Source organism: Kitasatospora sp. NPDC048286, from assembly GCF_043201735.1.
Classification (GTDB): Bacteria; Actinomycetota; Actinomycetes; order Streptomycetales; family Streptomycetaceae; genus Kitasatospora.
In genome coordinates, this window is the sequence record NZ_JBICZE010000012.1 from 288373 (window position 1) to 312730 (window position 24358).

The 24358-nt window shown below is 70.1% G+C and carries 11 protein-coding genes; 5 read left to right on the top strand and 6 right to left on the bottom strand.

The window, feature by feature from the left end; translation table 11 throughout:
• Positions 1 to 66: 66 nt before the first annotated feature.
• Positions 67 to 987, bottom strand: a complete 921-nt coding sequence (locus tag ACGF13_RS28265; protein ID WP_392880242.1) for a LysR family transcriptional regulator — start codon at positions 985 to 987, stop codon at positions 67 to 69.
• A 129-nt stretch (positions 988 to 1116) separates the two neighbouring features.
• Between ACGF13_RS28265 and ACGF13_RS28270 the strand changes: the two genes are divergently transcribed.
• Positions 1117 to 2157, top strand: coding sequence for a YncE family protein (locus ACGF13_RS28270; protein ID WP_392880244.1), 1041 nt, complete (start codon positions 1117 to 1119; stop codon positions 2155 to 2157).
• Between the two features lie 64 nt (positions 2158 to 2221).
• On the opposite strand, the gene ACGF13_RS28275 is transcribed toward ACGF13_RS28270, so the two are convergent.
• Together ACGF13_RS28275 and htpG are read right to left on the bottom strand one after the other, a co-directional pair.
• The gene (locus tag ACGF13_RS28275; protein ID WP_392880246.1) at positions 2222 to 3157 is read right to left on the bottom strand and encodes a VanZ family protein; all 936 of its coding nucleotides are present in this window, start codon (positions 3155 to 3157) and stop codon (positions 2222 to 2224) included.
• A gap of 282 nt (positions 3158 to 3439) precedes the next feature.
• Positions 3440 to 5440, bottom strand: a complete 2001-nt coding sequence (gene htpG / locus ACGF13_RS28280) for a molecular chaperone HtpG (RefSeq protein WP_392880248.1) — start codon at positions 5438 to 5440, stop codon at positions 3440 to 3442.
• Between the two features lie 251 nt (positions 5441 to 5691).
• On the opposite strand from htpG, the gene ACGF13_RS28285 reads away from it, so the two are divergent.
• The gene (locus tag ACGF13_RS28285; protein ID WP_392880250.1) at positions 5692 to 7281 is read left to right on the top strand and encodes an oleate hydratase; all 1590 of its coding nucleotides are present in this window, start codon (positions 5692 to 5694) and stop codon (positions 7279 to 7281) included.
• Between the two features lie 256 nt (positions 7282 to 7537).
• Here ACGF13_RS28285 and ACGF13_RS28290 read toward each other — a convergent pair whose 3' ends face one another.
• On the bottom strand, positions 7538 to 8311 hold the full coding sequence (locus ACGF13_RS28290) for an HPF/RaiA family ribosome-associated protein (RefSeq protein WP_392880253.1): 774 nt from the start codon (positions 8309 to 8311) through the stop codon (positions 7538 to 7540).
• Between the two features lie 225 nt (positions 8312 to 8536).
• Here ACGF13_RS28290 and ACGF13_RS28295 point away from each other — a divergent pair, with 225 nt between their 5' ends.
• Both ACGF13_RS28295 and ACGF13_RS28300 read left to right on the top strand, forming a co-directional pair.
• On the top strand, positions 8537 to 9238 hold the full coding sequence (locus ACGF13_RS28295; protein WP_392880256.1) for a response regulator: 702 nt from the start codon (positions 8537 to 8539) through the stop codon (positions 9236 to 9238).
• Between the two features lie 146 nt (positions 9239 to 9384).
• Positions 9385 to 9804, top strand: coding sequence for a pyridoxamine 5'-phosphate oxidase family protein (locus ACGF13_RS28300; protein ID WP_392880258.1), 420 nt, complete (start codon positions 9385 to 9387; stop codon positions 9802 to 9804).
• Between the two features lie 58 nt (positions 9805 to 9862).
• Here the strand turns inward: ACGF13_RS28300 and ACGF13_RS28305 are convergent, their stop codons facing one another.
• Positions 9863 to 11572, bottom strand: a complete 1710-nt coding sequence (locus tag ACGF13_RS28305; RefSeq protein WP_392880261.1) for a GAF domain-containing protein — start codon at positions 11570 to 11572, stop codon at positions 9863 to 9865.
• A 417-nt stretch (positions 11573 to 11989) separates the two neighbouring features.
• Complete coding sequence (locus ACGF13_RS28310) at positions 11990 to 16309, bottom strand: ricin-type beta-trefoil lectin domain protein (protein WP_392880263.1); 4320 nt, start codon at positions 16307 to 16309, stop codon at positions 11990 to 11992.
• 406 nt (positions 16310 to 16715) lie between these two features.
• On the opposite strand from ACGF13_RS28310, the gene ACGF13_RS28315 reads away from it, so the two are divergent.
• Positions 16716 to 24347, top strand: coding sequence for an RHS repeat-associated core domain-containing protein (locus ACGF13_RS28315; protein WP_392880266.1), 7632 nt, complete (start codon positions 16716 to 16718; stop codon positions 24345 to 24347).
• Positions 24348 to 24358: the final 11 nt, after the last annotated feature.

Below are 24358 nucleotides of genomic sequence, written 5' to 3' on the forward strand. Positions count from 1 at the left end.
TACCCCCGCAGGGTATCCCGACCTTACGCCCCGGACCGCGCCGGGGCGCGCCGTGCGCCCTCCCGCTCAGGCCGTGCCGTGCGGGTCCGCGCCCGGCCCCGCACCCAGTACCGCGGCCGCCACGTGCTCGCGGAACCAGCGGTGGCCAGGATCGGCGGAGTTGCGCGGGTGCCAGGCCATCCCCAGCTCCAGCGGGGCGAGTTCGAGCGGGATCGGGAAGGTCCGCAGACCCAGCGCGGCGACGGTCTCCGGCAGCCAGTCCGCCGGGACGAGGGTGACCAGGTCGCTGTCCCGGGCCAGCAGCATCGCCCCGGTGTGGCTGGGCACGACGACCGCCACCCGGCGCCGCAGCCCGAGCGCCGTCAGCGCGGTGTCGATCGGGCCGAGGCGCTTGCCGCGCCGGGAGACGCCGATGTGGTCGGCGGCGGCGAAGCGGCGGGCGGTGATCCGGCGGCCGTCGAACAGCGGGTGGCCCGCCCTGGCGAGGCCGACCAGCGGAACGCGCAGCAGCTGCCGGGTGCGGACCTCCGGGTCCACGTGTCCGAGCACGCCCAACTCGACGTCCACCAGCCCCTGCCGCAGCGCCGGTCCGTCCTCCAGCGCCTCCGGCAGGAACACCACGTCCACCCGCGGCGCTTGCGCCCGGACCCGTTCGACGAGGCCGCCGGCCGTCCGCGCCAGCATCAGCTCACCGGCCTGCACCGTGAAGGTGCGGTCGAGGTGCACGGGGTCGAAGCCGGCGCCGGGGCGCAGCACGCTGTCGCATCCGCGCAGCAACGCGCCCACCTCCTCCCGCAGTTCGAGCGCCCGCGGGGTCGGGACGAGCCCCTGCCCGGCGCGCACCAGCAGCGGGTCCTCGACGGCGCGGCGCAGCCGGGCCAGCATCCGGCTGACCGCCGCCGGCGAAGTGCCGAGGCGCTCGGCCGCGCGGGTCACACTGTTCTCCTGGAGCAGGGCGTCCAGGGCCCTCAGCAGGTTGAGATCCATCGATGTCACGCTCCTGAACTGGGTTTTTGCGTTTCGGGCAACTATCCGATGCCGATCCTTGCATTGTTCCGCCCGCCGCCGCCGACGAAGGTGGAACCGACCGCGAAACACCCTTCCCGAGGAGTCCTCATGTCACAGCTCTCCCGTGCCGCCCGCGCCGGCGACGTCCTCGCCGTCGTCAGCCAGAGCGGACCGACCGTGTCGTTCTTCGACGCCGCCACCGACCGGCTCCTCGACACGGTCCAGATCCTCGCCGAGCCGCACGAGTTGTGCTTCGACCCGACCCAGCGGCTGCTCTGGTGCACCAGCGCGTACCACTCGGGCTACTACCACGCCAACGGCGGCCGCCGCACCGAGGTGACCGTCATCGACGCCGACACCCGCCGGATCGTCGACGTGATCGACCTCGCCCCCGAACACGGGCCGCACGGACTGGCGTTGGACGCCGCCCGGCACCGCCTCTACGTCAGTGTGGAGGGCGGCCGGGACCGCCCCGGCGGCGTCGTGGTCATCGACACCGAGACCCGTCGCCCGCTCGGCCGGATCGACACCGACGCCCCCGGCCCGCACTGGTTCGCCGTCTCCCCGGACGGCCGGACCGGCTTCGCCACCAACAAGGAGGCGCCCTTCGTCTCGGTCGTGGACCTCGAACGGGGCGTTCTGACCGCCAAGGTCGAGGTCCCCGGCAGCGAGGGCCTGGCCGTCTCCCCCGACGGCACCCGGGTCTACGCCGCCGGCCCGTACTTCTCCCCGTCCCTCGCCGCGGCCCCGGGCATCCGGGTCATCGACGTCCCGACCGCGGCCGTCAAGGAGGTCCTCCCGACGGAGTCCCCGGCCCTGCCGGTCCACCTCACCTCGACCGGCCTGCTGCTGGCCGGCGAGGTCCGGACGATCCCCGACCCCGACTCCGCCCTGGGCCGCCAACGCCCCGGCCGCCTCACGGTGTTCGCGGCCGACGACCACCGCCGGATCGGGTCCGTCGAGGTGGGTCTCTTCCCGCTCACCATCACCTCCTCCCCGGACGGCGGCCTCGCCTACGTCTCCTGCGTCGTCTCCTCCACCGTCGACGTCATCGACCTGGCCACCCTCACCCCGGTCTCCCGCCTGACCGTCCCCAAGCTCACCGAGGCGGGCGCCCACGGCCTGGCCTACCTCCCGCGCCCGGCCTGAGCCTGCGGCCAGCCTGAGCCTCCGCCCGGACCGGGGCCTGCGGCCGGACCGAGCCTGCGGCGGGCTATGACGTGACGGTGAGGATGCGGCCGTCGGCGGCCACGGTCAGTTCGACGTGCACCGGCGGCCGCCCGGAGGCCTCCCCCTCGCTGCGGTAACTGAGCTTCCGGGAAGGGCCGTTCGGGCCGGCGGGGGTGACGGTCGGGGTCAGGCCCGCGATCCGGTCGGCGAGCCAGGTGTCGGCGAAGGCTGTACCGGCGGCGACGACCTGCTCCGGGGTGAGGGCGGGCGCGTCGGCCGCGGACGGCTCCGCCGCGGTGGCGGCGAGCAGACGGCCGCTGGGCTGCTCGATCCGGAAGCTGCCGCGGTCGGTGGTGACGTCCATGATCTGCTGGAGCACTCCGGGATCGGCGGTCGTCGTGGTGGTGCTCACCAGGGTGCGCGGGCCGAAGAGGCCCTCCGCCACCCGCTGCGCCGTCACGATGTCGTCGGACGGCCGAGCGGCGAAGCCCGGCGCGTCCCGGTACGTCCGGACGCCGAAGTGGACCACCAGCCCGACCGCCGCCAGCCCGACGACACCCAGCGCCAGCCCGTGGACGAGGTCCCGGCGCGGCCGGGGAAGCCCGCGCCGCCGCGCCAGCAGCCAGCCGGCGGCGAGGAGCGCCCCCAGCAGCGCACCGGCCGCGTTGTCGACGAAGTCCGCGCCGTCACAGGCCCGTCCGGTCCCGAGCAGGGTCTGGGTGACCTCGGTGACGGCCGACAGCACCGCACAGCCGGCCAGCACGGTGACCGGCCTGCGGAAGAGCAACACGCCGAAGAAGGCCAGTGGGACGTAGAGCGCGACGTTCATCAGCCCCTGCCGGCCCGTCGCCTCGACCCAGTTGCCGGGCCCGATCGTGCAACTCGGGCTCCCCGAGTACCCGGCGGCCGTCGGCGTCAGCGTCACCGCCACCTCGCCCGCCAGGCTCAACCCCCACAGCACCGCCGGCGCGACGGGCACCCCCCTCCGGCGGGCCCACCACGCGGTTCCGGCCGAGCACAGCAGGGCAAGGACGACGAACACGGGTAAGACGGCAGGGGCTGCCGAGTAGCTGGCTTCGATCATCGGGGCTTCCGCTCAAGAGCCCGACGGGGCTGGCCGGTTGGTGGACAGAGGAACGCTACCCCAGCCACCGCACCGGCCCGCGCCGGGCCCGCTGCCCACACGCACGGGGTGCGGCCCACCGGACCGGTCGGCGTGGCCGGACCGGTCGGCGTGGGCGGGCCGCACCCCGGGCGGGGGTTACAGGGTGTGGGTGAGGCGGTCGGTCAGCAGGCGGGTGAAACGGGCCGGGTCGGGCAGGTCGCCGCCTTCGGCGAGCAGGGCACTGCCGTGGACGAGTTCGGCGGTGTCCGCGAGCGCGGGGTCGTCGGCGTTCGCCTCGTGTGCCTGGCGCAGGGCGGTGACGAGGGGGTGGGTGGGGTTGAGTTCCAGGATCCGCTTGACGGGCGGAAGTTCCTGACCCATGGCCCGGTACATCTTCTCCAAGGTGGGGGTCAGGTCGTGCGCGTCACCGACCAGGCACGCGGCGGAGGTGGTCAGGCGGGTGGAGAGGCGGACCTGCTTGACGTGGTCGGCCAGGGCGTTCTGGAGCCAGCCGAGGAGGGCGGCGAAGTCCTGCTCGCGCTGGGCCTTCTCGGCCTTCGCCTCGTCGCCGGCGTCGCCGTCGTCGTCGCCGTCGAGGTCGACCTGACCCTTGGCGATGGACTGGAAGCGGTGGCCGTCGAAGGCGGGGATCTGGTCGGTCCAGACCTCGTCGACCGGGTCGGTGAGGATCAGGACCTCGTAGCCCTTGGCGGTGAAGGCCTCCATGTGCGGGGAGTTCTCCACCATGGCCCGGTTCTCGCCGGTCAGGTAGTAGATGGTGTCCTGGCCGTCCTTCATCCGCTCGACGTACTCACGCAGCGTGGTCGTCTTCTCCGCGTCGTCGGTCGAGGCGGCGCGGACCAGTTCCAGCAGCGCGTCGGTGTTGTCGCGGTCCTCGATCAGGCCCTCCTTGAGGACCCGGCCGAACTGCTCCCACAGCGCGGCGTAGGCGTCGGACCTGCCGGACCGCATGTCCTTGAGGGCGCCGAGGACCTTCTTGACGAGGCGCCGGCGCACGGCGGTGATCTGGCGGTCGTGCTGCAGGATCTCGCGGGAGACGTTCAGCGACAGGTCGTGGGCGTCGACGACGCCCTTGACGAACCGCAGGTAGTCCGGCATCAGCGCGTCGCAGTCGTCCATGATGAACACCCGCTTGACGTACAGCTGCACGCCGCGCTTGGTGTCGCGGGAGAACAGGTCGAACGGGGCGTGCGAGGGGATGAACAGCAGCGCCTCGTACTCGAAGGTGCCCTCGGCGCGCATGTGGACGGTCTCGGCCGGGGCCTGCCAGTCATGGCTGATCTGCTGGTAGAAGTCGTTGTACTCGGCCTCGGTCACCTCGCTGCGGGGACGGGCCCACAGCGCCTTCATCGAGTTCAGCGTCTCCAGCTCGTCCCGGCGCTCACCCGCGGCTTCGCCCTCGGTGCCCGACTCGGCGCCGGACTCGGCGCCGGACTCGGCGCCCGGCTCGGTGCCGAAGTCAGCGCCGGTTCCCGCGGGTTCGGCGGCCATCCGGATGGGCCAGCGGATGAAGTCCGAGTACTGCTTGACGATCTGGCGGATCTTCCACGCGGCCAGGTAGTCGCCCAGCCCGTCCTCGCCGTCCGCGGGCTTGAGGTGCAGCGTGACCGACGTGCCGACCGGCAGATCGCCGGCCTCCGCGATCGTGTAGGTGCCCTCACCGTCGGACTCCCACACGGTGCCCTGCTCGGTGCCGGCCCGGCGGGTGTGCAGGGCGACCTTGTCCGCGACCATGAACGCCGAGTAGAAGCCGACCCCGAACTGGCCGATCAGGCTCTGCGCCGCCTCCGCGTCCTTGGCCTCCTTGATCTTGGCCAGCAGACTCGCGGTGCCGGACTTGGCGATGGTGCCGATCAGGTCGACGACGTCGTCACGGGTCATGCCGATGCCGTTGTCCCGCACCGTCAGGGTACGGGCGTCCCGGTCGACGTCCAGCCTGATGTGCAGGTCGGAGGTGTCGACCCCGAGGCCGCTGTCGGTGAGGGACTCCAGGCGGAGTTTGTCGAGGGCGTCGGAGGCGTTGGAGATCAGCTCGCGCAGGAAGATGTCCTTGTTCGAGTAGATCGAGTGGATCACCAGCTGCAACAGCTGGCGGGTCTCCGCCTGGAACTCCAGCGTCTGGGTCGGGCTGGCCACGAGAGGTGTCTCCTTCGGAAGGACGGAACAGGTTCGGATCGGATCGGATCGAGTCTCCGGAACCCGTCAGCGTACCGCGCGGCCGCCCCGGAGACGTTCGGTGGTCACGGCTCGGCCGCCCGGGACCAGTGGTCCCGCGGCCGGGACCACCCGGCCCTCGCGGCCACCACCCCGGTGCCGGAAGGCTGGAGGCAGCCTGCCGACCCGACGCAGGGTGCCCAGGGGCGCCGACCCGCACATCCGGAGAAACCATGATCGACAGTTCGCGGGAGACCAAGGCCTACCTCGTCGGCGGCGGCATCGCCTCCCTCGCCGCAGCGGCCTTCCTGATCCGGGACGGCGAGTTCCCGGGTGAGAACATCCACGTCCTGGAGGAACTCCCCCTGGCCGGCGGCTCACTGGACGGCCGGGGAGCCGCCGAACAGGGCTACGTGACGCGCGGCGGGCGGATGCTGGAGGACGAGGCCTACACCTGCCTGTGGAACCTCCTGGAGACCATCCCCACCCTGGACGACCCGGACCGGACGGTCCGACAGGAGATCCTCGCCTTCAACGAACAGTGGCCCACCGACGCCAGGGCGCGCCTGATCGACCGGGACCACCGCATCCTGGACGCCTCGCAGCTCGGCCTGGACACCCGTGACCGGGCCGAACTCGCCCGCCTGCTGGCCCTGCCCGAGTCGGTGATCGGCCCCCGGCGGATCGACGAGTTCTTCTCCGAACACTTCTTCGCCACCAACTTCTGGGCGATGTGGCGTACCACCTTCGCCTTCCAGAACTGGCACAGCGCCATCGAGCTCAAGCGCTACTTTCTGCGCTTCGTCCAGGAGTTCCCGCGCATCCACACCCTCTCCGGGGTCCGCCGCACCCGGCTGAACCAGTACGACTCGATCGTCCGGCCGCTCATCCGGTGGCTGACCGAGCGCGGGGTGCGCTTCGAGCACGGCGTCACGGTGCGGGACGTCGACTTCACCGAGGACCGCGGCATCCGCCGCGCCAAGCGCCTCCACCTCGACCGGGACGGCCGCCCGGAGACCGTCGAACTCGCCGATCCCGACCTGGCGTTCATCACCCTCGGCTCGATGACCGCGGACGCCGCCTACGGCTCGGACGACACCGTGGCCGAGCTGGTCCGCGACAAGCGCGACGGCGGCTGGGCGCTGTGGGAGACGCTCTCCCGCAAGGCCCCCGACTTCGGCCGGCCCGCCGTCTTCAACGGCAACATCGCCGAAGCCGCCTGGCAGTCCTTCACGTTGACCATGCGCAGCCCGGCCCTGCTGAAGCGGATCGAGGAGTTCTCCGGCAACGCCCCCGGCACCGGTGCGCTGATGACGTTCAAGGACTCGCCCTGGCTGATGTCCGTCGTGGTGCCGCGACCGCCGCACTTCGAGGGCCAGCCCGAGGACGTCCTCACCCTCTGGGGCTACGGCCTGTTCATCGACACGCCCGGCGAGCACACCGGCAAGGCGATGGCCGAGTCCACCGGCCGGGAGATCCTGGACGAACTCCTCGGCCAGCTCGGCTTCGACGACATCGCCGACGAGGTGCGCGCCACCACCACGGTCACCACCGTGATGATGCCCTACATCACCAGCCAGTTCGTCCGGCGCGGTGTCCACGACCGGCCGCTGGTGATCCCGCACGGCGCCCGGAACTTCGCCTTCCTCGGCCAGTTCGTGGAGATCCCCGAGGACGTGGTCTTCACCGTCGAGTACTCGGTGCGCGGCGCCATGCACGCCGTCTACCGGCTGCTCGGCCTCGAGAATCCGATTCCGCCCGTCTACCACGCCCTGTCCGACCCGAAGACGGCGTTCCAGGCGCTGAAGACCGCCTTCGGCTGAGCCCGCGACGCCCGGATGCCGCGTCCACCCCCGGGTGGGCGCGGCATCCGGCTTTCGGCTTTCGGCTTCCCGCTTGCGGCTTCCGGCCGGCGACCGCCGCCGCACGCCACGCGGGCGCACGGGCGCACGGGCGCACGTCAACGGCCCGCCACCGTGGCTTCGGTAGCGGGCCGTTGGCGATCGGGCCGGGGCCGACCCGGGACGGGACCGACCCGGGGCGGCCGGGGAACGGCCCCGCCGGTTCGGCTCGCGCCGGCTACCGCGCGGGAGTGATGACGCCGTAGTGGCCGTCGTACCGGTGGTACAGCACGTTGCCGCGCCCGGTCTCGCTGTTGGTGAAGAAGACGAAGGGCAGGCCGCTGAGGTCGAGCCGCGAGACGGCGGCGGCGACGGTGAGTTCGGGCGCCTCGTGGGTGCTCACCGAGATGCCCGGCTCGGTCTCGGGCGCCGCTCCGGCCGAGGCGATCCGGTACTCCCCCGTCTCGCCGTCGTGGTGGACGACGCTGTCGCAGCCCGTCACCGCGTCGGTGTACAGGTGGAAGTCGTAGTCCATCGCCTCCAGTTCGAACACGGCCGCCCACGTGGTCTGACGCGCGAGGCTGTAGCTCTTGTGCCGCACGATGCGGCGCTCCTCGGCACCCAACACCCGGCGCTGCGGCCTGTGTTCGCGCCCGGTGGCGGCGGACGGCCCGGTGTGGTGGCGGTGCTGGTGCCGGTGGGCCCGGACGCGGGCGATCCTGGCGTTCAGGCGGTCCTGGAGCAGGTCGACGGCTTCCTGGATGGTGGCGGCGGCGACGTGGGCGCGCACGGGCCGGCCGTTCAGGTCGAGCGTGGCCTGGGCGGTCGACGGCTTGGCCACGGCGTGGTTGGGCTCCTGGGTGAGCCTCACCCGGGCGGAGAGGACCGGCTCGTCGAGACGTTCGAGTACGGCGAGCAGCTTGGTCCGGGCGTATTCGGGTGCGGCCAGGGAGACTTCACCACGGGTCGTCACCAGGACGTCGGTGGCGGGACGGCTCTGCAGACGGGTCATCGGAGTTCCTTTCCGGGTGGGCTTCAGACTGCCGCGCGCCGGCCCGCCGGGCCGAGGGCTGAAGGTCCCGTCGGCAGCGACTTGGGTCCCGGTCCCGCCGCCGTCGGCAGCGCCTTGGGTCGTGCGGTAGGGCCGTCCGGCCCTACCGGCGCGCCCCGATGTCCCGCACACTGCGGTGAGATCTGTACGACCTGTCCCTGGGGGCGGGCTGAACACGGAGCGGTGATGGCGGACGACACGGTGGCCGACGCGGGCGAGCCGGTGAAGGTGTTCCTCCTCGACGACCACGAGGTGGTCCGGCGGGGTGTGCACGACCTGCTGGACGCGGAGCCCGGCTTCACGGTGGTCGGCGAGGCCTCCACGATGACGCAGGCACTCACCCGTGTTCCCGCCCTGCGCCCCGACGTCGCGATCCTGGACATGCGCCTGCCCGACGGCGACGGTGTGACCGTCTGCCGCGAACTGCGCTCCCGGATGCCGGAGTTGGCCTGCCTGATCCTCACGTCCTTCGACGACGAGGAGGCCCTGCTCGACTCGATCATGGCCGGCGCGGCCGGGTACGTCCTCAAGCAGATCAGCGGCACCGACCTCGTCTCCGCGGTCCGCACGGTCGCCTCCGGGCAGTCCATGCTCGATCCCGGTGCCGCCACCCGGCTGATGGCCCGGCTGCGCGGTGAGGCCGTGGCCCAGCAGCCGTCCGACTTCCCGCAGCTCACCGACCGCGAGCGGGAGATCCTCGCCCTGGTCGGCGAGGGCCTGACGAACCGGCAAATCGGCCAGCGGCTCTACCTCGCCGAGAAGACCGTCAAGAACCACATCTCCCGGCTGCTCGCCAAGCTCGGTGTGGAGCGCCGGGTCCAGGCCGCGATCATCGCCAACCAGGTGCTGACCGGCCAGGACCCGCAGTCGGCCCGCCGGACCGTCTGACCCGCCGGACCGTCTGATCCGCCGGACTGCCTGAGCGGCACCCGCGCCCGGGCCGAAAGCACCCGGTGTCCGGGGTCCACCCGGAGGCCTTCGGGGGGACCATCAGCCCCTCGCGGAAGGACGTGCCCCCGCCGAGCATGGATGCCATGACCGCCGAATTCACACCACTGGACGAGCTGCAGTGCCTGAGGCTTCTCAGCGGGACAGCCGTCGGCCGACTGGTCTACACCGTTGGTGCGCTGCCGGCCGTCATGCCGGTCCGTCACCGGATCGCGGCGGACGGCAGCGTCCTGTTCCGCGCCGACGCCGACTCCGAGATCGCCCGGGCGGTCGCCGACGCGGTGGTCGCCTTCGAGGTGAGCGAACTCAGCGAGGCCGACGGCAGCGGCTGGAGCGTCACCGTCCTCGGGCGGGCGGCCGTCACCTCCGACGTCCCGGAGGGCCGCCCCGTTCCCGCCGTCGTGCCCACACCCGCGGAACCGGCCGCCGGCCACGTGACCATCCGCATCCGCCCGGAACTGGTGACCGGGCGTTCCCTGCCCGGTTCACCTCCCTGCGAGGCGTGACCGCCACCGCGGGACCCCGCGAGCGCGGCCGGCCCCGCAAGGCGTGACCGGCCGGTCCTCACACCACCGGGGCTGACCAGGTCAGCCGGGTGCCTCCCTCGGTCGGGCTGATCACCTCGAACGCGCCCCCGAGGCCGTGCGCCCGCTCGGCGAGATTGCGCAGGCCGCTGCGCCGCCCCTGCTCGGGGACGCCGACACCGTTGTCCTGCACCGTCAGCACGACCCGCTGCCCGGTGGCGTGCAGCGCGACCTCCACGCGGTTCGCCTTCGCGTGCCGGGCGGCGTTGCTCAGCGCCTCCCCCAGGACGGCCACGACGTGTTCCGCGACCTCCGCCGGGACGTCGGTGTCCAGCAGGCCATCCATGCTCAGCCGGAGTGGGAAGCCCAGGACCGCCTGCGCCCGTTCGACCGTCCGCACGGCCCTGGCCCGCAGGCCCTGTCCGCCGCGCTCCTCGCGCGCGCGGAGCCCGAAGATCGTCGATCGGATGATCTTGATGGTGTCGTCCAGGTCGCCGACCGCACGGAGCACCCGGTCCGACGCCCCCGGGTGTTCGATGAACCGGGCCGCGCTCTGCAGCGTCATCCCGGTCGCGAAGAGCCGCTGGATGGCGAGGTCGTGCAGGTCGCGGGCGATCCGGTCGCGGTCCTCCAGCAGCACCAGCTGCTCGGCGTCCCGACGCCGCTCCGCCAGCTCCAGCGCCAGTGCCGCCTGGTCGGCGAAGCCGAGCAGCGGGCCGATCTCCCGCTCGGTGAACGCCGGCTCACCGGCCTCCCTGGCCAGCAGCAGCACGCCCTCGCCCGGTCCCTCGGTCCGGCCCAGGGGGACCGCCACCGCCGGTCCGAGTCCCTCGAACCGCCGAGGGCCGCCGGACAGCCGCGGATCACCCGCCAGATCGACCGTGGTCGCCGGAGAGCCCTGTGCGCTCGCCTCCCCCGACAGCGTCCCGTCCAGCGGCACCACCAGGCCCTGCCTGGCAGCCGTGTCGCCGCCGAGGGCCAGCTCCACCCGGACCGTGTCGGTGCCGGGGACGGGTACCGACACGTCCGCCAGCCGGGCGCCGGTGATCTCCTGGGCCCGCCGCGCGATCAGCTCCGTCACCTCGGAGCGGGAACTGCCCGACAGCAGGCTCCGGGTGATCTCCGCGCTCGCGCTCAGCCAACGCTGCTGGCGCTGGGCCTCCTCGTACAGGCGGGCGTTGTCGATCGCCACGCCGGCCGCGACGGCCAGGGTGGCGATCACGGACTCGTCGTCGGCGTCGAACTCCTCACCGCTCCGCCTGTCGGTCAGGTAGAGGTTGCCGAACACCTCGTCGCGCACCCGGACCGGGACACCGAGGAAGGTCCGCATCACCGGGTGGTGCGCCGGGCAGCCGTACGACGCCGGGTGCTCCGACAGCTCCTCCAGGCGCAGCGGCTCGGGGTTGCGGATCAGCTCGCCCAGGAGCCCCCGGCCCGTCGGGTACGGGCCGATCTTCGCGATCTCCTCCGGCGACAGCCCCACGGTCAGGAAGTCGGAGAGCGTCTCGCCGTCCGGCCCGATCACGCCGAGCGCCGCGTACCGGGCGTCCACCAGCAGGGCCGCGGCTTCGACGATCCTGCGCAGCACCTGCGTCAGGTCCAGCTCGCGCCCGACCGACAGGACCGCCTCCAGGAGGCTGTGCACCCGGTCCCGGGTGCCCCGGGCCGCGTCGATCCGGGCCTGGAGTTCCTCCAGCAGCTCGTCCAGCCGCAGCTGCGGAATCCGCGACCGCGCCCCGTCCGTACCCACGCGGGCCTCCCTTCGTCCTGGTCACCGGCCGGTCGATTGTCGCAGAAGCCGACCGCCCCCAGGGAGCCCAGGCACCGCCTCCGCCCTGCCGGGAGCCCGCCCCGGCGCCCGCGGCCGGCCACCGTCATGCGGTACGGAACGGCCCCCGCCCGACGACGTCGGACGGGGGCCGCGGTCGGCCGGCCGGCTCAGCTGAGCTGGGTCAGGACGGGCTTGCTGGTGTTGAGTGCGGAGACGGCGGACGGGGACAGGACGGCGGTCCAGACCTGGACGTCGCTGCATGCGCTCCCTGCGGACAGATGTCAGCAGGTGATGGTCGCTTGTACCGCCCTGCCTGCCTGTCGCGCGGTCACTCCGCTCTCATGAGACTGGGCCCCAGCACGCGGTGCGCTGGGGCCCAGTCTCATGCGTGATCGGTCAGGGGTTGACGGGGAGGGCGGGGGTCCTGAGAGCGGGGAAGCTCCAGGTCTGGGCGGGAGTGTTGTTGCAGGTGACGGCGGCGAGGCGGTTGCCGGGGGTGGTGTCGTTGTTGGGCAGGTCAAGGCAGTGGTTGGAGAAGGGGTTGTAGAGGGTGCCGTCGGCTCGCGGGAGCCAGACCTGGTTCCAGGCGCCGGGGGTGCAGGTCCAGAGGCCGACGCCGGCTCCACTGTTGGTGCGTGCCCCGGTGATGTCCAGGCACATTCCGCGCAGGCCGACCGTGCCGTTGGTGGAGTCGACGGTCAGGTTCTGGGCGGGGCCGTTGTTGCAGGGCCACAGGGCGATGCCGCGGCTGGTGTCGTCGCCGGGGACGTCGAGGCAGTTGCTGCTGGCGGCGTGGCGGATGGCCATGGTGGTGGCGGGAGGGTTGGCGGGGGTGTTGTAGACGGCGAAGTTGCTGACGCGGCCGTTGAAGCTGGTGCTCTGCTGGCCCTGGTACTGGAAGCGGCCGAGGACCAGGCCGCCGCTGGGGGCGGGGCTGGTGGCCGCGTTGTGGTAGGCGCTGCCGGCGAGTGTGCCGTTCACGTAGAGGCTCATCTGGCCGGTCGTGGCGTTGTAGCTGGCGGTGAGTTGGGTCCAGGTGTCGCTCTTCACGAGGGCGGCGTTGTTGGTGGCGGTGGTGTAGTCGTAGGGCCAGTTGTTGTCGTCGGCGTAGGCGAGGGCGAAGCGCCAGGCGCCTCCGTTGCCTTCGCTCCAGAGGATGAAGTTGCTGGCGTGGGTGGTGTTCTGGCTGGCGATGATCTGGCCGGTGCCGGTGGACTTGGCCCAGGTGCTGATGGTGAAGCTCTGGCGGGTGTCGACGACGGGTTTGTCGGTGGTGGCGGCGGAGGTGGTGCCGTTGAAGACGGCGACCTTGGTGGCGCGGCCGTCGACGGTGTCGTCGGTGAAGGTGAGGTTGCTCGGGACGGCGTTGTAGCCTGCGGGGTTGGCGGTGGTGTCGTCCTGGAGCTTCCACTGGGCTTGCGGGGCCTGGGTGTTGCCGCGGTAGTGGTCGCCGTTGAAGCCGGTCACGGTCTTGGCGCTCACGTTGCCGGGCCAGGCGTGGAGGTTGCCGGAGCTGTCGAGGGCCCACAGGTCGGGCACTCCGTCGCCGGTTACGTCTCCGTCGGAGCCGACGGTCGGGAAGTCGGTGGTGGTGATGCCCGTGCCGATCTTGGATGCGGCAGCGGGGGTGACGGCGGTGACGGTGGTGTACTCCCCGAGGCCGTCGGTGCGGGTCTCGGTGGTGAGGGCGTACTGGAGGATGTCTCCGGCGGTCCGGTTTCCCGTGGTGGTGCGGGCACGTGCCCACAGGGCCGGGGTGACCGGGGTGGTGCCGGCGGGATCGACGGAGAGGGTGTTGCCGGGGACCATCAGGTCGACGGTGTCCCAGCCGCCGGTGGAGACCAGGTTGGGCGGGAGGAGGGTGTGGTTGGTGTCGGCGGGGTAGTACCAGAGGTTGCCGGCCTCAACGGCGAGGATGCCGGTGGCGTTCGTGACCTGGCGGTTGGGGGTGCGGGTGTCGGTGGCCGAGCCGATCGGGGTGATCTGGCTGGTGTAGCGCCACTGCTCGTCCTGGTGGTAGCCCGGGCAGGACGAATCGCCGCCGACGCAGTTCGGACGATCCAGGGCCCTCTTCAGGTTGAGGGTAAACCGGCCGGGGTCGGACTCCTTGTTGGCGTAGTAGTAGAGGAAGTTGCCGCCGTCGCGGTGGACGAACAGGTCGTCGGTGTTCTTTCCCGGGTCCAGGGATCCTCGGTGGGTGACGTGGAAGTCCTTCCACGTCCTGCCTGCCTCAGGGGCCTGGTTGGCGGGGGCGGCGGTGCCGGTCGGGGGGACGCTGGTGTTGCCCGGGTCGGTGGCGCGGCCGTGGGTGACCAGGTTGCCAGCGCTGTCGGGGACGAGGATGTCGGGGTTCGCGTCGCCGGTGGTGTCGCCGAAGGCGACCGGGCCGGGGGCCCAGGGGACGTAGAAGGAGTACGACATCGTCTGCGAGGCGTTCGCGGCGTCGTCGAAGACCTGCGCGTACAGGACGTTGGTGCCCCAGTGGGTGGGCTTGGTCCTGATCTCGGTGACGTTCAGGGTGCTTCCGGCCGGAGCGCAGTTCTGGGTGTAGTCGGCAAGCTGCGGGTCGTAGCCGAAGCGGACGCAGACGACGCCCGAGGCCAGCAGGCCGGAGGGGTTGGGGTCGTAGGCGGTGAAGGGGATGGACCCTTCCTGGCCGAGGCGCAGGTTGGTGGTCTGGCCGTTGCCGGACGGCGGGAACTGGGTGTTCGGGTCGGTGAAGGTGCCGAACGCTGCGACCGGCGGGGTGGTGTCGACGGCGAAGTGGCACGCAGCCGTCTCCGGCCCACGGAGGATGCTGTCGTCGCCCTGAGCGGCCCAGCTGTAGTAGTGCCCGTCCTGCAAGGTGAAGCGGGGGACGTTGTAGGCGGCGCGGCTGCCGTTGGGTACGAAGTCCGACCAGCCCTTGCTGACTTCGGGTGAGCCGCCGGCGGCGTTGTCCCAGAGCCTGACGTACTCGGTGAGTATTCCCTGGTTGTGGCTGCTGACGACGGAGGTCAGGTTGACCGTGGTGTCGGTCACCCAGCGGAACGAGGAGACTGTCCCGTCGCCGCAGGCATCGCCTTCGCCTCGAGTGACGCTGCGCGGGGCCGGCAGGGCACGGGGGTCGCCCGGCTGGAGCGGCACGTGGTCGAACTCGGTGGACAGGACGGCGTCGTAGGCGAAGCGCTTGAACGCCGCCCTGTCGCCGGTTCCTTCCGGGCCCCTGATGGCGAACGCCAGGGGCGTGCCGGTGTCGGCGAGGGCGTTGCGCATCGCGCTGGTGACGTTGAAGTCGACGGGGATGCCGGACTTGCAGGCGTCGCTTCCGTTGCCGGGGACGTCCTTGCCTTCGAGGAATTCGAAGATGTGGTGGGTGTTCCAGGAGATGCTGCTGTCGAAGGCGCCGGCCCGGTAGGCGCTCACCGGGTACGTGATGGTGCACGAGTTGGCGGCGGACACATGCTGCCAGACGCGCAGGTTGGCGTAGTTGATGGCGGTGTCGGGCAGGTAGCCGTTCAGGTTGAACTCGTACAGCGCCCGTTCGATGCCCTTGGTGGTTTCCCAGCCCTGGTAGCCGACGCCCGGGTGGTCGAGGTCAGCGGGACCGGTGCGGTCGAAGTTGCCGGTCCCCAGGTAGGCGGATTGGACCCAGGCGTGGTGGCTCTTGCCCCGGGCGTCGTTCGACCACGTCGGGTCGACGTAGATCGGGTAGCTGGTGTTCGGACCGTCCAGGAGTTCCGGACTGGGTGACAGGACGATGCTCTTGCTGCCGTTCGTGCCCGTTCCGGTCGTGACGGGGATGTCGGCGACCGTAGCCCCGGCCCCCGGGCCGTCAGCCGTACTCGGGGTGTTCGGCGACTGACGGACATCGCCCGAGCCCCCGCCTCCGGTGGGCGTGCTCGTCGGAGTGGGTGCCGCCGCCGAGACCTGGGTGGTGAACAACGCCTTCACCGATGTGGGGGCCGGCGTCGGTGTGGTGCTCTCCGGCGTGAGCCCGGACGCCGGTGGCGCGGCCGACCACATCTGCGGCTTGGGGGCGGTGAAGACCTCCTTGCCGTCGCTGAGCGCCTTCAGGCTCCCGTCCTCGTTCGTGGACAGTTCCACCCCCTTGGTGCTGGTGGGGAAAGTGAGGGAGCGGACCGCCGGGTTCGCGGCGGCGGCGGGCGTGTGGAGGATCAGTACGGTGCTGTAGCCACCGAACCGGGTCGCGGTCACCTGCAGGTCCGTGTCCGGTGCCACCGACGCGTACAAGGCGCTGTTGCCGTTCACGGTCGGGACCGGCAGGGGACCCGGGAACGGGGAGCCGACGGCGAATTGCTTGCCGTCCTTGGTCGTCATGGTCGCCAGCGTGCCGCTGCCGCCACCCGAGATGACGAGGTCCTCACTCGCCGCCGCGGGAGTGAGCGTGCCGTCGGCGCGCTTGAGCAGCGTGTCGTCCAACGCCGCCCATGATCCGTCGGCACGCTTCACGCGCTGGGCGTCCAGGTGCCTCTCCTGGCGGAACCTGCCGGAGGGTGTGGCGACCGTGGTGCTGAACGCGTCCGTCAGCGACGGGACGGGGACGTCCTTGCCGGTCTTCTTCGCTTCGGCGAGCGCGAGCTCGGCGGGCCGGGGATCCAGCAACTCCCCTGCGTGCTTGGCGTCCCCGGCGGTGACGGCTTCCTGCGCGGCCTGCCACGGATCGGCGGCCGAGTCGGCTGCGGCAGGAGGCGAGGCGAGGCCGGGCAGCGTCACCGTGAGCGCCAGAAGGGCCGCCAGTGACGAGAAGCGGGGTCGAGCGGGTCGCGGTCTGGCGGCGCGCTCGAGCGATGGTCGACGGTCAGTCATATCCCTACCTGGAGCACCCATGGCATTTTCCCTGGTCTGAACCCTCGGCGCCGGACGCGCAGAGGTCAGGCGGACGGTCTCAGCGAATCGGACGGGTCGTCAACGATTTTCTTTCCGAAATATCCGCATTGACTGGCATAGACACCCCCACCCATCGCAGGGTGACACATGTCACGCACCGTGTTCTTGATACGAAGAGATCAACTTCCGGCCGCGCCCATAGAATCCACCAGCCCTTTGCCAGGCCTTAGTTAACTCACAGTCAGCTAAAGGACCGTCGATGCGAATTCGCAGAAGAAACGGGTCGCCACCGGTGAGCAGGCGCATAGCCTGCACCGTGGTGCTGGCCCTGACCTCATCCCTGCTGGGACCTGTCGTCTCCCAGGCCATCGCGGCGGAGCCCGATTTCTCCCGGGTGTGGTCGCCGCCCAACACCCCGCTGTCGCGGACCCCGTCGGTCAACGCCGTGGCGGCACCGAAACCGTCCGAGACCGCTCCGCACTATCCCGTACCCGCGGTCTCGAACACCGCACCCGCCCGGACCCCTGTCGAGCAGAAGAGCGCGACCGCGGACCTGACGGCCGCGCCCTCGCGTGCCGGGATGCTTCCGGTCTGGGTCAGTTCACCTGAACAGGGTCCTGCTCCGGACGCGGTCACGGTCGTGCAGGCCGATACGAAGACCGCGGACGCCGCCCAGGTGAACGGCCTCCTGCTCTCCCTCAGCGTCGCCACGCCTGCGGTCGGCACACCGTCCGGAGACGGCGGCGCGCAGAAGGCGGTGAAGGTCGCCGTCGATGTCGCGGCACTGGATTCGGCGAGCGGAACGGTCGGCGATTTCGCCTCCCGCGGCCGCCTGGTCACCATGCCGGCCTGCGCGCTGACCACACCGCAGGAGCCGTCCTGCCTGGTCCGCACCCCGGTCGCCACCACCTACGATGCCACGTCGAAGCGCCTGGTCGCCGACCTCTCACTTCCTGCGGACCACACCGGCACACAGGCGGCCGGCGGAGTGGTCAAGGCCGCACTCTCCAGCACCTCGACGACAGCCGCCGGCACCGGAGCTGTCCTTCTCGGCGCGGAAACGGGCGCTTCCGGCGGCGGAGGGACCTACCAGGCCACCAGCCTGTCGAGCTCCTCGAACTGGGCCGCGGGCAACTCCTCCGGCGCACTCACCTACAACTACAACATCGAGGTCCCGCCCGCACTCGGCGGCGCCGCACCACTGGTCCCTCTCGGGTACAACTCGTCGTCGGTGGACGGAAAGACCTCGGCCACCAACGCCCAGGCGTCCTGGATCGGTGACGGCTGGGACTTCAACCCCGGCTTCATCGAACGCAGTTACACCCCGTGCGACAAGGACGGCATCACCAACTCCGGCGACCTGTGCTGGGGCGGCTTCAACGCCACCCTGTCCCTCGGATCGCACGCCGGACCGCTGGTGCGCGTATCGAACACGGCCGCCAAGTCCGACGACGCCACCGGCGTGTGGCGGCTGAAGAACGACGACGGTACCCGGGTCGAGTTCGGAGCGGATCCTGGTCGCGGCAACGGCACCTACAACGGTGCGTATGCCAAGGTCACCGACACCTCCGGAACGGCGTACTACTTCGGGCTCAACCATTTGCCCGGCGGCGACAAGAGTGACCCCGCCACCCAGTCCGCCTCCACCGTGCCGGTCTACGCCCCCAACAGCGGCGACCCGTGCTACGACGCCGCCAAGGGCAAGGCTTCCTGGTGCCAGATGTGGCAGCGCCTGTCCCTCGACTACGTCGTGGACGCCCACGGAAACCTGATCACCTACACCTGGGCACCGGAGAAGAACTACTACTCCCGCGGTGCAGGCCAGAACAACGGCAACGGAACGCTGACGCCGTACACCCGGGCGAACACGCTCTCGCGCATCGACTACGGCCAGCGTCTCTCCGACCAGGTCGCGGCGAAGGGCACACTCCAGCCCGCGGCCCGGGTCACCTTCACCACCGCCGAGCGCTGCCTCGCCGCCGGCTCCGCCTGCGACCCGGCGAACCGCACGGTAGCGAACAAGAACAACTGGCCCGACGTGCCGGTGGACCAGGAGTGCAAGGACACCGGCACGTGCACGGTTCCGAGCCCGACGTACTTCACCACCAAGCGGCTGACCTCGATCGCCACCCAGGCGCGGGTCAACAACGCCTGGCAGGACGTCGACTCCTACGAGCTGAAGCACTCCTTCCTCGACCCCATGGACGTCACCAGCGACCCCAAGGACGCCCTCAGCCAACGCGTCCTGTGGCTCGACTCCGTGCAGCGCACCGGCAAGACCGCCACGCCGAACGTCAGCACGCCCGCGGTGTCGTTCACAGCGGTCATGCTGGCGAACCGGGTCGACGGATCGGACCTCGTCCCGGCACCCCCGCGGATGAACCGGCCGCGCATCCAGCAGATCCGCAACGAGACCGGCGGTGTCCTCACCGTCGACTACAACGACCGCGACTGCTCCCGCGTCAACCACGTCATGCCGACAGCCGAGGACGACAACACCCGCGCCTGCTTCCCGGTGCGCTGGTCCGTGCCCGGCTCCATCGCGGGCGCCGATCCGGTCCTCGACTGGTTCAACCACTACACCGTCCGCACGCTCGCCGAGAACGACTTCGCCACCGGCGCGCCCGCGAAGACCACCAGCTACGAGTACGGTCCTGCGGCCTGGCACCGTGACGACAGCCAGTTCACCGACCCCAAGACCCGCACCTGGAACGACTTCCGCGGGTTCGCCACGGTGACCGCGACGGTCGGCAGCGGCAACGACGGCCCCCAGACCCGCACCGTCACCACCTACCGGCCGGGCATGGACGGCGACGTCCGCAAGAACGGCACCCAGCGCACCGTCCCCCCTCTCACCGACGCCCTCGGCCGCAGCGTCACCGACGTCGACTGGCTCTCCGGGCAGATTCTGCAGACCGAAACAGTTGATCTGACAACCGGCAAGACGATGGTTCAGACCGTCAATAGCCTGAGCCGGGAGTCGACTACGGCGACCCAGCCCCGCGGCAGTGGGCTTCCGGACCTCGTCGCCCGCTACCCGGCCACGGTCAGCAGCACGACCAGCCGTACTCGCAAGGCCGATGGCACCTGGCGGGCCATCACCAAAACAACCACCGGCGACGAAAACCACGGCAACCGACCGATCACCTCACTCGACCAGGCCGACGGCCTGCCCGACCTGTGCACCCGCACCGCCTATGCCACCGGACCAGACCCTCAGCGCATCGATCAGATCGCCGAAACCCTGACTGTCTCCGGAGACGCTGCCTGCACCACCACTGCCACGGGGAGCAACACCGTCTCCCGGCAACGGATCTTCTACGACGGCAAGCCCTACCAACAAGCCGATGCGACAGCCGACCAAACGGCCAAGCAGGTACTCGACCGCTACGACAGCACCGGCGCACCCGTGTTCAACGCCGTCAGCGCCGCAGCGTTCGACACATACGGCAGAACCGTCTCGATCACCGACCCGAACAGCACCGACGCCCAGCACCCGAACGGTGCCACGAACACAACGTCCTACGCGGCTCCCTCAGCCGGCGAACTCCCCACCATCGTCACCGTATCCACGCCGATCCCGGGTGCTGTCAACGGCAGCTGGGACACCGTCACCAGCTTCGACAGCCGGCGATCCCTGCCGCTGACGGTCAAGGACGCCAACGGCAAGACGGCCACCGAGACCTACGACGCCCTCGGCCGACTGACCGCGGTCTGGTCACCCGGCCGCACCCCGGCACTTAATCCGAACGCCAACCTGACGTTCAGCTACAACGTCTCCAACACCACCGGCGTCCCCTCGACCACCACGACGTCCACCCTCACCTTCGACAGCGAGCCCCCCGTCTACGCACGGGAGATCACCCTGTCGGACGGCTTCGCTCGTCCCCGCCAGACCCAGTCCACACCTGCCGGCCCCGGCTACACCGGCCGGCTCATCACCGACACCCAGTACGACTCCCAAGGCCGGGCCTGGGCGGCCAGTGCGCCCTGGTACAACCAGGCTTCCGGCCCCTCGACGACGCTGGTCAGCGCCCCGGGCAGCGACATCCCAGCGCAGACGCGCCTGACCTTCGACGGCCTCGGCCGGACGGTGTCCTCGGCGTTCTGGTCACTGGGCGTCCTGCAGAACCAGACCACCACCGCCTACCCCGACGCCGGCCGCGCCGACATCGTTCCTCCACCAGGTGCCTGGCCCAGCACCATCCTGACGGACACCCGCGGCCGCACCACCGAGGCGTGGCAGTACCGCACCACCACCGCCACGGGACAGGCCTCCGACGCCGCCGTCACCCGACGCACCTACACACCGGCAGGCCAGATCGCCGGCATGACCGACGCCGCGGGCAACACCTGGACCTACGCCTACGACTTGCGCGGGCGCCAGACCAGCACCACTGACCCGGACACCGGAACGACGAGCCGCACCTACGACAGTGCCTCCCGCGTGTCGACTTCTACCGACGCCAAGGGCCAGGTCCTCACCTACACCTACGACCTGCTCGGACGGAAGACCGGCCTCTACCAAGGCACGGCCACCCCTGCCACCCAGCTCGCCGGGTGGACCTTCGACACGGTGATGAAGGGCAAGCCCTCCTCCTCCACCCGCTACATCGGCGGCAACAACGGCGGCGGCCAGGCCTACACCACCGCCGTCACCGGCTACGACAACGGCTACCGCCCGACGGGCACCGCCCTGACCATCCCCGGCACCGAAGCCGCTCTGGACTCCGGCACGTACACCTACACCACCGCAACCACCTACGACCAGATCACCGGCAAGCCCAAGCAGGTCACTCTGCCCGCCACTGGCGGTCTCCCCCAGGACAGACTGGCGTTCTCGTACAACGACTACGGCCAGATGTTCTCCTACGCCGGTGCCACCACGTACGACGTCCAGAGCGAGTACGACGCCTACGGCAGGCCCCTGCGCTCGACCGTCAACCCGTGGGGCAGCCAGGTCGTCGCCACCAGCGACTACGACCAGGCCACCGGCCGCGTCCGCGGACAGTTCCTCGACAAGCAGACCTCCACCCTCGGAGCCGTCCAGCAGACCAACTACACCTACAACCCCGCCGGCGCGATCACCTCGATCACCGACATCCCCGACAACAACCCGAGCGCGACCGACCGTCAGTGCTTCACCTACGACTACCTCGGCCGCCTCACCACCGCCTGGACCGACACTGGAGGCATCACCACCCCCGACCCGCTCCAGCACAAGACCCTCGACCAGGGCGCCTGCACCAACACCACACCCACCAGCGGCGCGGTGGCCCCGGCCAAGACCACCGTCGGCGGAAGCACCCCCTACTGGCAGGAGTACACCCACGACCTGACCGGCAACCGCACCTCCCTCATCCAGCACGACCAGTACGGCGACCCCGCAAAGGACGTCACCACCACCCAGCAGTTCCCGGCCCCCGGAACCGTCAACACACCGACCACCGCGGCCAACACCGGCGGCGGCACCGGCGGCGCCCACGCCCTGCTCGGATCCACCGTCAAGACCGGCACCACCACGACCGCCTCCGGCGCCACCCAGTACGACGCGACCGGCAACACCACCGCCATCCGCACCGGCGTCCCCGGCACCGGCACCTCCGCCATGACCTGGAACAGCGAAGGCAAGCTCGCCGCCTACACCGCCCCCGCCCAGATCACCGGCAACGGCGGCACGTGCATCACCACCGCCGGGGGCAGCAACGCCAACGGCACCAACCTGCAGATCAACACCTGCAACAACAGCGGCAGTCAGCTCTACACCGTCGCCAACAACAAGCTCGTGATTCTCGACAAGTGCGTCCAGGCCATGGGCACCACCACGGGCTCAGCCGTCCAGCTCCAGGCCTGCGACAACTCCGCCGCACAGACCTGGAACACCCGCCCCGACGGCACCATCCACAACCCCGCGTCCAACCTGTGCCTCGCCATCCCCGGCGACGTCACCACCATCAACACGGCCCTGGCCCTCGGCACCTGCGCGAGCACCGTCCCGGCCGGGCAGAAGTGGACCGTCCCCAACACCACCACCACCTACGTCTACGACGCCGACGGCAACCAGCTCATCCGCCGCAACCCCGGCCGGAACACCGTCACGCTCGGCGCCGACGAACTCACCGTCAACACCACGACCAAGGCCCAGAGCGGCACCCGCTACTACCCCATCCCCGGCGGGCTCACCATCGTCCGCCAAGGCGCCGGCACCGCACCCGGAACCTTCGTCGTCCAGGCCACCGACCACCACGGCACCGGCACCACCAGCATCGACCTCACCACCTCCGCCACCACCCGCCGCACCAGCGACCCGTTCGGCAACCCCCGCGGCAACCAGCCCCCACCCGGAACCTGGCTCGGCACCAAGGGCTACGTCGGCGGTACCAAGGACGACACCACCAGCCTCACCAACCTCGGCGCCCGCCAATACCAACCCAACACCGGCCGCTTCATCAGCCCCGACCCCATCCTCGACCAGACCAACCCACAACAGTGGAACGCCTACGCCTACAGCAACAACAACCCCGTCAACCTCAGCGACCCGAACGGACTGCGCCCCGAAGGCAAATGCAGCGGCGACTGCGCCAATGTCGACGGCAGCGTCGATATCTGGGTGGGTGGTCCCGGCAACTGGCAATACGCCAACATCGCCGGCCAGGTGACAGACACGGAGATCATCACCACCACCCAGTACATCAACTTCAAGGACCCCTCTCAATCCGTCATCGCCCAAGACAGGACCGCACTACCGAAGCCACCGAAGCCTGACAACCATTGCTACTACGCCATGGGATCGTGGGAAGGGCCCGGCTGCCACAGAGCCGAACCCAAGGGCAACCCGAACTACCCGTCGACCTATATGAAGATCGACAGAGGCCCGCTGGAAACCTGGCAGAAGATCCTCGTCGGTGCGATCGCGATCGTCAGCCTCGCGATTGTCGCCGCTCCTGTAGCCAGCGCAGCAGCCCCGACCTGCCTCGCAGCAATCATTTCCTGCAGCGCAGCCATCGCGGATTTGGCATCCGGTGAAGCCGCCGCAGGAAGCACCGCCCTCGCCGGTGCAGGAGTCGCCACAGCCGCTAGCTTGCTCGCCTGCGGAGGCAACAGCTTCCCTCCCGACACACCGGTCCTTCTCGCTGACGGAACCGTCAAACCCATCAGCGAGGTCCAATCTGGGGACGAGGTCGTCGCCACCGACCCGGAAACCGACACAACAAGTGCCGAACCCGTAACCGACATCATCGTCGGATCGGACGACCGCGACTTCAGCGACGTAACGGTTACCGCCCCCTCCGACTCGTCCAAGTCCTCCACCATCACATCCACCCAGAAGCACCCTTACTGGAACGAGACCACCCAAAACTGGACCAACGCCAACAACCTGAGGATCGGAGAACTTCTCCGAACCCCGGACGGCAAAACCGCCTCCATCCTCCAGGTCCGCAACTACCGCACGAGCCCACGGCTGGCCTACAACCTCACCGTCGCAAACCTCCACACGTACTATGTGGTCGCTGGCGACACGCTGGTGCTGGTTCACAATGGTTCATGTGGTCGAGTTGCTCTCGGCACCGGAAACGAGCTTGCCGAGATGGCAGCGTCATATCGAATGAAGAACAGTATTTCTGCCAGCCAGAACATCGCAGTCTTTGAGTATGAAACCGGGGCGGGTCCCGGCTACCTGGTGGCGCCAAATATATCCGGCAGCGACCATTCAGAGCTAGTGATCCACAAATATCTGCAAGGGGCTGGAATTGACCCAAAATCAATAAAGGCGATCTATTCAGAAAGGATCCCCTGCTCGAATTGTAGGCCTGGCATCGGAGCAAACTATCCAGTCGCCAAAATTTCATACAGCCTGACCGGAAGCACAGAGCAGAACACAGTAGATCTGCTAGATTTCATGAACAAACAAAGAGGTGGCTAGCGCGACGCCAG